9 protein-coding genes are annotated in these 14,722 nt (G+C 73.1%); 6 read left to right on the top strand and 3 right to left on the bottom strand.

Features of this window, described 5'->3' with window-relative positions:
• Positions 1-5: 5 nt before the first annotated feature.
• The 5 genes from B0675_RS25935 (at position 6) to B0675_RS25915 (ending at position 9,957) form a co-directional block, all read left to right on the top strand.
• A complete protein-coding gene (locus B0675_RS25935) occupies positions 6-3,197 on the top strand; it encodes a type I polyketide synthase (RefSeq protein ID WP_206602736.1) in 3,192 nt (1,063 codons plus the stop codon).
• 183 nt (positions 3,198-3,380) lie between these two features.
• A complete protein-coding gene (locus tag B0675_RS25930) occupies positions 3,381-6,614 on the top strand; it encodes an AMP-binding protein (protein WP_081222054.1) in 3,234 nt (1,077 codons plus the stop codon).
• Between the two features lie 91 nt (positions 6,615-6,705).
• Entirely contained in the window at positions 6,706-8,058 is a 1,353-nt protein-coding gene (gene ccrA / locus B0675_RS25925) for a crotonyl-CoA carboxylase/reductase (RefSeq protein WP_081222053.1), read from the top strand.
• A gap of 1 nt (position 8,059) precedes the next feature.
• Positions 8,060-9,049 (top strand): ketoacyl-ACP synthase III, encoded by a 990-nt coding sequence (locus B0675_RS25920; protein ID WP_081222052.1) that lies wholly within the window; start codon positions 8,060-8,062, stop codon positions 9,047-9,049.
• Positions 9,046-9,957 (top strand): 3-hydroxybutyryl-CoA dehydrogenase, encoded by a 912-nt coding sequence (locus tag B0675_RS25915; protein ID WP_081222051.1) that lies wholly within the window; start codon positions 9,046-9,048, stop codon positions 9,955-9,957. The genes B0675_RS25920 and B0675_RS25915 overlap by 4 nt, the downstream gene beginning before the upstream one ends.
• A 57-nt stretch (positions 9,958-10,014) precedes the next feature.
• Here B0675_RS25915 and B0675_RS25910 read toward each other — a convergent pair whose 3' ends face one another.
• From B0675_RS25910 to B0675_RS25900, 3 genes are all read right to left on the bottom strand, one after another.
• Positions 10,015-10,791 carry a MerR family transcriptional regulator gene (locus B0675_RS25910; RefSeq protein WP_081223876.1) on the bottom strand — a complete coding sequence of 259 codons (777 nt, stop codon included), beginning with the start codon at positions 10,789-10,791 and terminating at the stop codon, positions 10,015-10,017.
• A gap of 4 nt (positions 10,792-10,795) precedes the next feature.
• Entirely contained in the window at positions 10,796-11,596 is an 801-nt protein-coding gene (locus B0675_RS42450; protein ID WP_179165430.1) for an alpha/beta hydrolase, read from the bottom strand.
• 158 nt (positions 11,597-11,754) lie between these two features.
• Entirely contained in the window at positions 11,755-12,513 is a 759-nt protein-coding gene (locus B0675_RS25900) for an alpha/beta fold hydrolase (protein ID WP_081222049.1), read from the bottom strand.
• Positions 12,514-13,092: 579 nt separating this feature from the next.
• Here B0675_RS25900 and B0675_RS25895 point away from each other — a divergent pair.
• Complete coding sequence (locus B0675_RS25895) at positions 13,093-14,682, top strand: acyl-CoA carboxylase subunit beta (RefSeq protein ID WP_081222048.1); 1,590 nt, start codon at positions 13,093-13,095, stop codon at positions 14,680-14,682.
• Positions 14,683-14,722 lie beyond the last annotated feature (40 nt).

The following is a 14,722-nucleotide window of genomic DNA, read 5'->3' as shown; positions in this document are numbered from 1 at the left end:
CGGACATGACCACCAACCCCGCAGAGCGCACAGCGGACGGCGCCGACCGGGTCCAGCGGGCCCTGCGCACCCTGCTGGAGGAACGCGACCGGCTCCGGCAGGAGAACGACGCCCTCAAGGCCGGCCACGGCGAGCCCATCGCCGTCGTCGCCATGGCCTGCCGCTACCCCGGAGACGTGTCGAGCCCCGAGGACCTGTGGGAGGTGATCCGCGAGGGCCGCGACGTCGTCGGCGCGTTCCCCACCGACCGCGGCTGGCGCGACGTCTACGACCCCGACCCCGACACCGTCGGCACCTCCTACGTCCGCCACGGCGGCTTCCTGTCCGACGTCGCCGGATTCGACGCGGACTTCTTCGGCATCAGCCCCCGCGAGGCCCTCGCCACCGACCCGCAGCAGCGCCTGCTCCTGGAGACCTCCTGGGAGGCCTTCGAGCGGGCCGGCATCGTCCCCGCCACCGTGCGCGGCACCGACGTCGGCGTGTTCACCGGCGTCAGCTCCTCCGAGTACGGCTCCCGCTTCCTGGAAGGGCAGAAGAACGGCCTGGAGGGCTACGTCCTGCACGGCAGCACCCTCAGCGTCGCCTCCGGCCGCGTCGCCTACGAGATGGGCCTGACCGGACCGGCCCTGTCGGTGGACACCGCCTGCTCCTCCTCCCTGGTCGCCCTGCACCTGGCGGCACAGTCCCTGCGGGCGGGGGAGTGCTCCCTGGCGCTGGCGGGCGGCGCCCTGGTGATGTCGACGACCGAACTGTTCGTGGAGTTCTCCCGCCAGAAGGGCCTCGCCCCCGACGGCCGCTGCAAGTCCTTCGCCGCCGGCGCGGACGGCACCGGCTGGGCCGAGGGCGTGGGCGTGCTCCTGCTGGAGAAACTGTCCGACGCCCGCCGCAACGGCCACCCCGTCCTCGCCGTCGTCGCCGGCTCCGCCGTCAACCAGGACGGCGCCAGCAACGGCCTGACCGCCCCCAACGGCCGCGCCCAGGAGAACGTCATCCGCAAGGCGCTGGCGAACGCCCGGGTCAGCGCCCGCGAGGTCGACCTGGTCGAGGCGCACGGCACCGGAACCGTCCTCGGCGACCCCATCGAGGCGGGCGCCCTGCTGGCCGCCTACGGCCAGGACCGCGAACCGGGCCGGCCCCTGTGGCTGGGATCGCTGAAGTCGAACATGGGCCACGCCCAGGCCGCCGCCGGCGTCGCCTCCGTCATCAAGGCCGTCCAGGCCATCCGCCACCGCCACCTGCCCCGCACCCTGCACGTGGACGCCCCCTCCCCGCACGTGGACTGGGCCGCGGCCGGCGTCGAACTGCTCACCCGGGGACGCCGCTGGGACAAGCCCCAGGGCCCGCGGCGCGCCGGGGTGTCGTCGTTCGGCGTGAGCGGCACCAACGTGCACGTGATCCTGGAAGAAGCCCCCGAGCACAGCGAACCGGCCCCGCACAGCGAGCCGGCCCCGCAGCCGGGCCGCGGCGCACGGGCCGACGAGCAGAGCGGGCCCGCCCCTGCCGCGGGCGTCGTGGGCGGTCTGGTGCCCTGGGTGGTGTCCGCCAAGAGCGCGGCGGCCCTCGAACAGCAGGCGGCCAGACTGCGCGACGCCACCGCCGCCGACACCGGGGTGGACCTCGCCGCCGTCGGCTGGTCGCTGCTGTCCAGCCGCTCACGCTTCGAGCACCGCGCGGTCGTCCTGGGCCGCACCCGCGCCGAACTCCTCGACGGACTCACCTCCCTGAGCCGGGGCCAGGACAGCCCCGGCGTGGTCCGCGGCCGCGCGGGCACCGTCGGCGGGACCGTCTTCGTCTTCCCCGGACAGGGCTCGCAGTGGGTGGGCATGGGACGCCGGCTCTACGACACCTTCCCCGCCTTCGCCCGCGCTCTCGACGCGTGCGCCGAGGCCCTCGCCGAGTGGACCGACTGGTCCCTGCTGGACGTGCTGCGCGCCGCCGACGGCGCACCGGGACTGGACCGGGTGGACGTCCTGCAGCCGGCCCTGTTCTCCGTCATGGTGTCGCTGGCCGCCCTGTGGCGGTCCTGGGGCGTGGAACCGGCCGCGGTGATCGGCCACAGCCAGGGCGAGATAGCCGCCGCCCACGTGTGCGGCGCACTGTCCCTGCGCGACGCCACGAAGATCGTGGCCTTGCGCAGCAAGGCACTGGTGGACCTGATCGGACACGGCGCGATGGCCTCGGTCGCCGCACCGGAACAGACCGTCCAGGAGAGGATCGCGCCCTGGAGCGGCCAGGTGAGCGTCGCCGTCGTCAACGGGCCCCGCTCCGTGGTGGTGTCCGGGGAGCCGGAGGCCCTGGACGAGTTCATCGAGAAGATGAACGCCGAAGGTACCCAGGCCCGCAGGATCTCCGTCGACTACGCCTCCCACTCCCACCACGTGACCCGCGTCCGCGAGCAGGTGCTGGGCCCGCTCACCGACCTGACCCCGAAGACATCGACGGTGCCCTTCTGCTCCACCCTGTACGGCGAGGTCATCGACACCGCCCGGCTGAACGCCGGCTACTGGTACGACAACCTCCGCGAAAAGGTCCAATTCGCCACATCGGTACGGAAGGTGGCCGACGACGGATTCCGCGTGTTCATCGAGATGAGCCCGCACCCCGTCCTGACCGTCCCGGTGCAGGAGAGCGTCGAGGACCTCGACGACGCACTCGTCCTGTCCTCGATCCGCCGCAACCGCGACGAGGTCGCCTCCGTCGTCGCCAACCTCGCCCAACTCCACGTCCAGGGCGGCCCGGTGGACCTCAGCCCGCTCTTCGGGACCCGCCACCGGGTCGACCTGCCCACCTACGCCTTCCAGCACCGGCGGTACTGGCTCGACTCCACCCGCACCACAAGCGCCGCCGAGACCGCCGCCCCCGAGGACACCACCTCCGCACCGCCCGCCGGCGAGCCGCCCGTACCCCTGCCGCAACGGCTCGCCGCCCTCCCCGAGCAGGAGGCGGGCGCCGTCCTGCTGGACCACGTCCTGGAGAAGGTCGCCGTCGTCCTCGGACACGCCTCCGGCCAACTCGTCGACCCCGACCAGGAGTTCAAGGAACTCGGCTTCGACTCCCTGCTCTCGGCGGAACTCAGCAAACGCCTGACCGCCTCCACCGGACTCAAACTGCGGGCGAACATGGTGCTGCGCCACCCCTCGCCCCGCCGCGTCACCGGCCACGTCCTGTCCCTGCTGGCCACCCGCGAACCAAGCTGAACCACCCCCGCCGGGCGCCCCGCGCCCGGCGGGAGCGTCCCGCCGGCGGGACACCGCAAGCACCACCGCGGCCCCCTCCCACCGGCCACCGGGGTGCATTGAACGGCAGTGTCACTTCCCCGACAGTGGGGGTGATCTGCGAAATCCTCCGATTCGGGCCTGTTTGCTGAGGGGTTGATCTGTATGCCTTCGTTCGGCGCGTCGTCTGCGCACCAGGGGCTGTGGCGGGCACAGGAAATGGCTTCCGACACGCCGAACCACGCGCTGACCATGTGGGACGTGGCCGGCGACCTGGACACGGCGGTCATGGAGTCCGCGTTCCTGCACGTGATGGGCGAGGCGGAGGTGCTGCGCGTCACCTTCACCGACACGGCGGGGGACGGGCTGCGCCTGGTGCCCCGCGACCTGGGCGACTGGCGGCCCTTCCTCCTCGACCTCGCCACCGAGCCGGACCCCGAACAGGCGGCCCGCGAGGCGCTCGCCGACCTGGTGCGCGAGCCCTTCGACCTGGAACGGGACCTGCTGTTCCGGCTCGGCGTGGTGAAACTCGCCGCCGACCGCTCCCTCCTGGTGATCGCCTACCACCACCTCATATCCGACGGCTTCGGCGCCGGCGGCCTCCTCTCCCGCCGCCTCGCCGAGGCCTACACGGCCCTCGCCCGCGGAGAGAACGTCCCGCCGCTCGAACACGAGTGGGACACCGCCTCCTTCACCGCCGAGTCCGACCGCTACCTCGCCTCCCCGCAGTTCACCGAGGACACCGCGTTCTGGCGCGACTACCTGAACGACGCACCGCCACCCGCCCGCCTCCCGCGCATCGCCCTGTCCGACACCACCCGCGCCGCGCTCGCCGAACCGCTCAGCAGCGCCGACCGCTGGTCACAGGTGGCCGGCGCCATCGGCATGGCCAGCCGCACCCTGACCGTCCCGCGCGCCGAAGCGGCCACCTGGACCCAGACCGCGCAGTCCATGGGCGTATGGATGTCCACGATGCTGACCGCCGCCGCCGCGGTGTTCGTCCGGCACCGCTGCGACCGCCCCGACTTCCTCCTCTCCCTGGCCGTCGGCAACCGCGTCGGCGTCGCCAGCAGAACACCCGGCCTCGCCGTCAACGTGGTCCCGGTCCGCGCCAAGGTGCCGCTGAACGCGACGTTCACCGAGATCGCCGACACGCTCGTCGACGAGACGTACGAGATCTTCGACCACGCCGCCTGCCACTACTCCGACATCCAGCGCGCCGCCGGCACCCCCCTGAGCGACCGCGGCAGCTTCGGCGTCGTCCTGAACGTCGTCGAGTTCGTGCAGCAGCTCCACTTCGGCGACAGCCCGGCCCGCTACTTCGGCGCGACGACCGGCACCTTCGACGAACTGTCCATCGGCGTCTACACCGACGGCAGCGCCGACAGCGACCTGTTCATCCGCCTCGACGCCCCCGAACGCCTCTACACCCGCCCCGAACTGCGCTTCATCGGCGAGGAACTCATCGCCCACGTCCGCGCCCTGGTCGCCGCCGGCGACCAGAGCGTCGGCTCCCTGGACGTGACCGCCGACGCCGTGGGAGAGCGGACGCCCACCGCGGCCCGCCGGCAGGAGCAGCCCCGCCTCCCGGCCGCGCAGGAGACGGTCACCCACCTGTTCGCCCGGCAGGCCGAACGCACCCCCGACGCCACCGCCCTCACCGACGGAGACACGACCCTCACCTACCGCGAACTGGACGCCCGCTCGAGCCTGCTGGCCACCGCCCTGCGCGCCCGCACGGTGGCGGCCGAGACAGTCGTGGCGGTCGCCCTGCCCCGATCGGCGGACCTGGCCATCGCCCTGCTCGCGGTAGCGAAGACCGGCGCCGCCTGGCTGCCCCTGGACCCCGCCCTCGCGGCCGGTGACCTCACCACGCAGGCCGCCCGCTCCTTCGCGCGCGTCCTGCTCACCGACCCGGCGACCGCCGCCATCCTCCCCGCCGTCGCGGACCTGTCCGTGATCGTCCTCGACGACCCCGCCCCGGCCGCCGCCGACGACCACGCGGCCGCGCACCACCCGGTCCCCGCCCACCCACAGGCCCTGTTCGCCGTCGCGGACACCCCACTCGACGGCGGCGCCGACGCACCCGTCGCCCTCACCCACCGCAACCTGGCCCGCTTCGCTGCCGACCCCCTCTGGCACCGGACCGGCGAGCACACCGTGCTGTGGCACGGCCCGCACACCGTCGAGGCCCTCGCCCTCGAACTGTGGACACCGCTCCTCAACGGCGCCCGGGTGGTCGTGACACCCCCCGGGGAACGGGAGGACGACACCCTGGCCCGGATCGGGGGCACCGACACCATCACCACCCTGTGGCTGCCCGCCGCCCGCCTCACCGCGATCGCCGCCCGCCGCCCCGAGCTCCTCGCCCCGCTGCGCCAGGTGGTCACCGGCGGCGACCGCGTGCCCGCCGCCGCCCTGCGCCGCATCCGCGAGGCCTGCCCCCACCTGAACGTCGTCACCGGCCACGGCAGCGCCGAAAGCACCGTGTTCGCCGCCCGCCACCCGGTGAGCGCGGACCAGCCGCTGCCCCCCGCGGGCACGATCGGCCACAGCCACGACACCGCCCTGCACCTGCTGGGCCCGGGCCTCGCACCGGTCCCCGCCGGCGTCACCGGAGAGCTGTACGTGGCCGGCCCCGGCGTGACCCGCGGCTACCTCGGCCACCCCGCCGCCACCGCCACCCGCTTCGTCCCCTGCCCCGCCGGCCCGCCCGGCAGCCTCATGTACCGCACCGGGGACCGCGCACGCCGCGACGAGGACGGCCGCCTCACCCACGTCGGCGGCCCCGGCACCCGGGCCGAACTGCGCGGCACCGGCGTCGAACCCGCCGAGACCGAGGAGGCCCTGGCCGAGCACCCCGCCCTCGCCCAGTGCGCCGTCACCGTCCGCCCCGACAGCGCAGGCCGGCCCCGGCTCCTGGCCTACGTCGTCCCCGCGAACGGCGCGAGCGTCCCGGACGACGAACTGCGCCGCTTCACCGCCGCCCGGCTGCCCGAACCCCAGGTCCCCGCCCTGTTCACCGTCCTCGACCGGCTGCCGCTGACCCCCGGCGGACGCATCGACCGCACCGCACTGCCCGAGCCGACGCCGGCCACCGACCACGACACCCACAAGGCCCCCCGCAACGACACCGAGAAGATCCTGGCCGCGGCCTTCGCCGACGTCCTCGAACTGGACCGGGTCGGCATCGACGAGGACTTCTTCGACCTCGGCGGCAACTCGCTGCGCGCCATCCGCCTCGTCGGCCTGATCCGCGCCGAACTCAACCAGGAAGTCTCCATCCGCCGCCTGTTCGCCGCCCGCACCGTCATGGGCCTGTCCGACATGTGGCAGGACCTCGCCCGCTCCAGCAGGCCCAGCCTGCGCAGGAGGACCAGCAACGGCTCCGTCCTGTGAGCACGCCCACCGCGCCGCGGACCCGACGCGCCCACCCCCGTGCCGCAGGGCACCCCCGCCCCCGTGACCACAGCGGACCAGAAAGGCGATCATGGACGCTCTGACCCAGGCCCTGCTGGACGGGGCAGGACCGGACGACCTCGCACGACACGACCTGCCCGCCACCTACCAGGCAACCCACCTGCTGGCCGCCGACGCCGGCATGTTCGACGGCGTCGAGGACAAGGACGTCCGCAAGTCCCTGCACGTCGGACCCGTCCCGATGCCCGACATCGCCCCCGACGAGGTCGTCGTCGCCGTCATGGCCAGCTCCATCAACTACAACACCGTCTGGTCGGCGACCTTCGAACCCGTCCCCACCTTCTCCTTCCTCAAGCGCCACGCCCGCGAGGGCGCCCACGCCGCCCGCCACGACCTGCCCCACCACGTCGTCGGCTCCGACGCCGCCGGCATCGTCGTCAAGACCGGTGCGGGCGTACGGCACTGGAAGACCGGCGACCACGTCGTCGCCTCCTGCGTCCAGGTCGACGAACAGGAACCCGCCACCCACGCCGACGCCATGCTCGGCACCCGCCAGCGGATCTGGGGATACGAGACCAACTTCGGCGGCCTCGCCCACTACACCGTCGTCCGCGCCAGCCAGCTCCTGCCCAAGCCGGCCCACCTGACCTGGGAGGAGTCCGCGAGCGTCCTGCTGACCGCCGCCACCTCCTACCGGATGCTCGTCGGCGACAACGGCGCCCGCATCAAACAGGGCGACATCGTCCTCATCTGGGGCGCCACCGGCGGACTCGGCGCGTTCGCCGTCCAGATGGTCAAGAACGCGGGCGGCATCGCCGTCGGCGTCGTCAGCTCCGAAGCGAAGGCCACCGCACTGCGCCGCCTGGGCTGCGACATCGTGATCGACCGCAACGAGATCGGCATGGGCGGCGACGACGCCCCCACCCCCGAACGGACCATCGAACTGGGCAAGCGCCTGGGCCGCGAGATCCGCCGCCAGGCCGGCGAGGACCCGCACGTCGTCTTCGACTACGTCGGCCGCGCCACCTTCGGCATCTCGGTATTCGTCGTCCGCAAGGGCGGCACCGTCGTCACCTGCGGATCCAGCACCGGATACGACCACCACTTCGACAACCGCTACCTGTGGATGAACCTCAAACGGATCATCGGCAGCCACGCCGCCAACCTCCAGGAACAGGCCGAATGCAACCGCCTGTTCCGCCTGGGACACCTCTCCCCGGTCCTGTCGGCGGTGTTCCCCCTCACCGACGTGGGCGAGGCCGCCCGCCTGGTCCAGCTCAACCGCCACACCGGAAAGGTCGGCGTCCTGTGCCTGGCCCCCCGGGAAGGACTCGGCGTCACCGACCCCGCCCTGCGCGAGAGGATCGGCGCCGCCCGCCTCAACCCCCTGCGCACCGCCCCCGCACCCGCCGAGGGGACCTGACGTGGGCATCGGCATCCTCTCCACCGGCTCCTACCTGCCCAAGCACGAGGTCACCAACGACGAGATCGCCGAACGCGTCGGCGTCACCCCCCAGTGGATCGAGGCCAAGACCCAGATCCGCTCCCGCCGCTACGCCGCCCCCCACGAGGCGACCTCCGACCTCGCCACCCTCGCGGCCGAACGCGCCCTGGACCAGGCAGGCCTGAGCGCCGGTCAGATCGACTACGTCATCGTGTCGACCTCCACCGGCGACTTCCCCCAGCCCCCCACCTCCTACCTCGTCCAAAGCGCGCTGGGCGCCTGGAACGCGGCCTGCTTCGACGTCAACGTCGTGTGCAGCGGCTTCGTCTACGCCCTCGCCCTCGCCCACAGCCTCATCGCCCAACACCCCACGGCCCGCGCCCTGGTGATCGGCGCCGACGTGTACTCCCGCATCCTGGACTTCACCGACCGCAGGACCGCGATCCTCTTCGCCGACGGCGCCGGAGCCGCCGTCGTCGGCGCCGTCCCCGAGCCGTACGGCATCATCGCCAGCGACCTGTCCAGCCGCGGCGACGCCCACCACCTCATCCGCGTCGAAGCGGGCGGCAGCCGCAACCCCGCCTCCGCGCAGACCCTCGCCGACGGCGGCCACCACTTCAGGATGGACGGCCGCGGCGTACGCGACTTCGTCGCCGAACACGTCCCGCCCGCCCTGACCGCCCTCACCGACCGGGCCGGCGTCGACATCGCCGCCGTCGACCACTTCGTCCCCCACCAGGCCAACGGCGTCATGCTCACCGACCTCGTCGAACGCACCGGCCTGGCCGGCGCACAGACCCACCGCACCCTGATCCGCTACGGCAACGTCGGCAGCGCCTCCGTGCCCGTCGCCCTCGACGACGCGAACCGCAGCGGAGCCCTCGCCCCCGGACACCTGGTGCTCCTCGCCGGGTTCGGCGGCGGCATGTCGATCGGAGCATCACTTCTGACCTGGGGGAGGAACCTATGACCACCACAGCCACGCCGCACACCGACATCACCACCGGCAGCCGTGCACACACCGGTATCGACCGGGTCGGTGTCGTCGGCAGCGGCATCATGGGCACCGGCATCGCCGAACTCTGCGCCAAAGCAGGCCTGGACGTGCGGGTCGTGGTGTTCTCCGAAACCTCCCTGGACACCGCACCCCGGCGGCTCACCGCCTCCCTCGACCGCGCCGTCACCAAGGGCAAACTCACCCCAGCCGACCGCGAAGCGGCCCTGGCCCGCGTCTCGTTCACCCGCGACCTGGGCCAACTCGCCGACCGGCACCTGGTGATCGAGGCCGTCAAAGAGGACGAGCCCCTCAAACAGGACCTGTTCGCCACCCTCGACAAGATCGTCGAGGACCCCGACGCGATCCTGGCATCCAACACCTCCTCCATCCCGATCGTCCGCCTCGCCGCCGCCACCCGCCGCCCCGCCCAGGTTTTGGGCCTGCACTTCTTCAACCCCGTCCCCGTGCTCCCGCTCGTCGAAGTCATCGACTCCGTCCTCACCGACCGGGCGGTCGGCACCCGCGCCGAGACCTTCGTCCGCGACGTCCTGGGCAAGACACCCATCACCTCCCCGGACCGGGCCGGCTTCCTCGTCAACGCCCTCCTCTTCCCCTACCTGCTCAGCGCCGTCCGCATGCTCGAATCCGGCCTCGCCGACGCCGACACCATCGACCAGGGCATGACCCAGGGCTGCTCCCACCCCATGGGACCGCTGCGCCTGGCCGACCTCATCGGCCTGGACACCACCGTCTCCATCGCCCGCGCCATGTACGAGGAGTACAAGGAACCCCTCTACGCCCCGCCGCCCCTGCTGCTGCGCATGGTCGAGGGCGGCCTGCTGGGAAAGAAGTCCGGCCGCGGCTTCCACACCTACCCGTGACCCGCCCCGCCCGCACGGACCCGGCGGGCGGCCACACGCCGAGCCGCCCGGGGGCGCTCACTGCTGCGGAACCTCCACCCCGGCCGCCCGCAGGTTCGCCTCCAGCAGCTCGGTCAGCCGCACCGCCGCGGGCGCCTGGTCCTCACGGTGATGGTTGATCAGCCCGTACCGGGCGGCGGCGTCGGGCCTGGCCCGGAACGCCGCCGGCATCGACAGCTCCTCGCGATGGGCCAGCACCTTGGCGGCCAGCGCGGCCGCCAGCTCGTCGAGCCGCGGATCGTCCGCATCCCACGCCTCGGCGTCCTGACAGCGCCGCACCAGCTCGACGTACTGCGGATCGGCCAGCTGGTGCTCCAGATGCTGCAGGAAACTCTCGAACACCTCCGGCACCAGAGCCCGCGCCAGGACCAGCGCCTCCTGCTGGATCGCCACGTACGCGGCACCGACCCCCAGTTCCGCGAGCCGGTCCAGTACCGCGCAGGCCCGCTCGGGCAGCAGCAGCCGGTCCCCTGAGGCCAGCCGGTGCAGCACCGCCCGCCGCGCGATCAGCTCCTCGATCCGCTCGGTGAGCCGGCGCTCGACATCCTCCAGCGCCGCCGCGAATCCCTCCGGGTCCCCGTCGAGAAGCCCGGCGATCTCGGCGAGCGGCACCCCCGCGCCGGCCAGCGTCCGCACCTGCACCAGCCGCAGCATCTGCGCCGACCCGTACCGCCGATAGCCCGAACCGTCCCGCCCGGGTTCCTCCACCAGACCGAGCCGGTGGTAGTGGCGCACCGCCTTGACCGTGACACCGGCGAACGCCGCAGCCTGCCCGATCGTGAGCCCGTACACCATGAGGTCAGCGCGCCCCGCCGTCGAGGGCGGCCGCCGTCTCACGGACCGCCGCGGCCACCGCCCGGAAGTCCTTGCGCAGGATGTGGGAGTGGTTGCTCGCGACCTTCGCGCTCACCCGGATGTCCCGGTTGCGGGCGAGCACCGGGTCCAGCGAGGCCCGCATCTCCTCCATCTCCTCCTCCTGGCCGCCCAGGCTCGCGCCGGTGGCGAGGACGAAACGCACCGGGCACGCCACCCGGTCCAGGACCGGTCCGATGGCCGCGGTGATCTCGTTGGCCTCGATGTTGACGTCGGCGTGCCGGTCGGCGCTCATCCGCGCGGCCAGCCCGAAGGGCCGCACCAGCGGCAGCAGCAGCCGCATCCGGCGGAACAGGTGCCGGATCCGCGCCCGCCCCGCCTCACCGGTCAGACCGTAGGGGACCGCTCCGTCCACGCACACCACGCCGAGCGCGCGGCCGGGGTTGCGCTCGGCCCAGTGCACGGCGAGTGAGGCGCCGTAGGACCAGCCCACCAGCAGCGGCCGGTCGACGCCCCTCGCGCCGAGGACGGCGTCGATGTCGCGCAGGGCGGCCTCGAAGGAGTAGTCCGCCGACCGGCGCGAGCGGCCGCGGGCCCGCCCGTCGAACGTGATGTGCCGCCAGCCGGCGCCGAGTTCGGCGATGACGGGCCGCCAGGGCCGCCGGTCGGCGTAGGCGCCGTTGAGATAGACGACGGCCCGGCCGGGGCCGCCCGTGTCGGTGACGGCCAGCGCCGTGTCGTCGACGGGGACCATGCCGGACCAGGAAGCTGTGGGGGAAGTGGTCATGGGTTCAGCGTTCACCCTGACCCCGGGTCAGGGTCAACCAGCCACATCGAGCCACGGCCCGGCCCGGACACGAGCGCGGGCACCGTCACGGCCCGGGGCGCGGAGCGCGGGCACGGACCCGTCCCACGGCCCGCCGGCGTGCCCGGCCCGGAAACGGGTCAGCGGGCGCCCGTCCCGGCGAGCAGCCCCTCCGTCACGGTCGCGGCGATCCCGGCGAGGTGGTCGGCCAGATAGAAGTGACCCCCGGAGAACACCTTCAGCGCGAAGTCGCCCCCGGTGTGCTCCCGCCACGTCACGGCCTCCTCGACACTCACCATCGGGTCGCTGTCCCCGACCAGCACCGATATCGGGGCCGCGAGCGGCTCACCCTCGTGCCACCGATAGGTGCCAAGGGCCCGGTAGTCGGCCCGCAGCCCCGGCAGCACCATCTCCATGACCTCGGCGTTGTCGAGCATCGCCTGATCGGTACCGCCCAGCCGGCGCACCTCGGCCAGCACATCGGCGTCGTCGAAGAACTGGTAGTGCTCACTGCTCCGCGGGCCCGGCGCGCCCCGCCCGGACAGGAACAGCCGCTGCGCGGACGGCAGGTCACGCGCGGCGAGCAGCCGGGCCGTCTCGAACGCGACGAGCGCGCCCATGCTGTGACCGAACAGGGCGTACGGCCGCGAGGGATCCTTCTCCAGCTCCTCGGCCAGGTGCCCGGCCACCGCCTCGACGAGCGCGGCGATCGAGGTGAACGGCGCCTCGCGGTAGCGGTCCTGGCGCCCCGGATACTGCACGGACACCACATCGAGGTCAGCGGGCAGCGTCCGCGCCAGCGGCAGATACGCCGTCGCCGAACCCCCGGCGTGCGGGAAGCACACGAGCCGCGGCCCGTCGCCCGGGGCGGTGAAGCGTCGGAACCAGGTGGTGTCCACTGTCGGTGTCTCCTTCGTCTGGAGCCGGCCGGTCGTCCCGGCCGGAAGAACGGGCCCTCGACCGCCCGGCCCGGCACGGCGGATCGAACCCTGCCCGAGCAGGTCGGGCTCCGTACGCCCGAAGTCGCCCCGCAGCCGCGCACCCCGCCCCTCCCGGGCGGGCACGCCCCGCGGCAGGGCCCGTACGCGTCGCGGCGGGCCGCGGTGGACCGGCCCGCCGGCACCCTCGGGGGGGGGTGGGAGCGCCGGCGGGCGGTCCGAGCTCCTCACGTCTCACGCCAGGGCCGCATCGGAGCTCACGATCCCGAGCATGCCGACCCGCCCTCGACGACCGCTCGCAGCCCGGTGGAGAAACACCACAGCCCCCAACGCCCGCCACCACCGCCGAAGAACGGGCGAGACAGACCTGTTCACCGTCGAGACACCCCCTGACCTTCACGAAGGAGGACGGCAGGGACAGGCCCCCGGCGGCGAAGGACGGCCCGGCCCCGCGCCGCATCGTCCACCACTCCAACCACCCTCGAGCGCCCCGGCGCACGCTGGTCGGCGGCTCACCACGACGGCCGGAGGGGGACACCCATGCCCGCGGAGCCCATCACCGCCCCGCACGACGCACCGGGACAGCGGCGCGGCACACTCGCCGAACTCGAGGCACTCCGGCAGACCCTGCGCGACGGACCCGGTCCACGGGCCACCGCAGCCCAGCACGCCAAGGGCAAACTCACCGCCCGCGAACGCCTCGCGCTCCTCTTCGACGACGGCCGCTTCACCGAGATCGAAGGACTGCGCCGGCACCGCGCGAGCGGCTTCGGCCTGGAGGACCACCGCCCCCACACCGACGGCGTCGTCACCGGCTGGGGCCGCGTGTACGGGCGCACCGTCTTCGCCTACGCCCACGACTTCCGCATCTTCGCCGGCTCCCTCGGCGAGGCCCACGCCGAGAAGATCCACAAGATCATGGACATGGCCGCCACCGCGGGCGCCCCCATCGTGGGCCTGTGCGACGGCGCCGGAGCCCGCATCCAGGAAGGCGTCACCGCGCTCGCCGGATACGGCGGCATCTTCCAGCGCAACGTCCGCAACTCCGGGATCATCCCGCAGATCAGCGTCATCATGGGCCCCTGCGCCGGCGGAGCCGCCTACTCCCCGGCCCTGACCGACTTCGTGTTCATGGTGCGCGGCACCGCCCAGATGTTCATCACCGGCCCCGACGTCGTCGAAGCCGTCACCGGCGAACAGGTCAGCCACGAGGAACTGGGCGGCGCCGACGCCCACGCCACCCGCTCCGGCGTCGCCTCCTTCACCTACGACGACGAGGACGACTGCCTCACCGACGTCCGCTACCTGCTCTGCCTGCTGCCCGCCAACAACCGCGAACACCCGCCGGCCGAACCCTGCACCGACGACCCCGCCCGCCGCACCCCCGCCTTGCGCGACCTGGTGCCCCACGACACCACCCGCGCCTACGACATGCGCCACGTCATCGCCGAGGTCGTCGACGACGGCGACTTCTTCGAGGTCCACGAACGCTGGGCCCCCAACGTGCTGTGCGCACTGGCCCGCCTGGACGGCCACACGGTCGGCATCGTCGCCAACCAGCCCGCCCACCTCGCCGGCGCCCTCGACATCGAAGGCAGCGAGAAAGCAGCCCGCTTCGTGCAGCTGTGCGACTCCTTCAACATCCCCCTCGTCACCCTCGTCGACGTCCCCGGCTTCCTGCCCGGCGTCGGCCAGGAACACGACGGGATCATCCGCCACGGCGCGAAACTTCTCTACGCCTACTGCAACGCCACCGTCCCCCGCATCCAGCTCGTCCTGCGCAAGGCCTACGGCGGCGCCTACATCGTCATGGACTCCCGCTCCATCGGCTCCGACCTCTCCCTGGCCTGGCCCGGCAACGAGATCGCCGTCATGGGAGCGGAAGCCGCGGCCGGCGTCATCTTCCGCCGCGACATCGCCGCCGCCGACGACCCCGAGGCCACCCGCACCCAGCACATCAAGGAATACCGGGACCAGCTCATGCACCCCTACTACGCCGCGGAACGAGGCCTGGTCGACGACGTCATCGACCCCGCCGAGACCCGCATCCGCCTGATCGACGCCCTCGCCGTCCTGCGCACCAAACACGTCCCCCAGCCCTCCCGCAAACACGGCAACCAGCCCCAGTAGCCGAGCGGTCCAGCCGCCCCCTGCGCCCGCCGGGACAGCC

Source organism: Streptomyces sp. M41(2017) (assembly GCF_002078175.1).
In the GTDB taxonomy this organism is placed as follows: Bacteria; Actinomycetota; Actinomycetes; order Streptomycetales; family Streptomycetaceae; genus Streptomyces.
The sequence above is the reverse complement of the archived record's forward strand: the minus strand, read 5'-3'. Positions and strand labels throughout refer to the sequence as shown.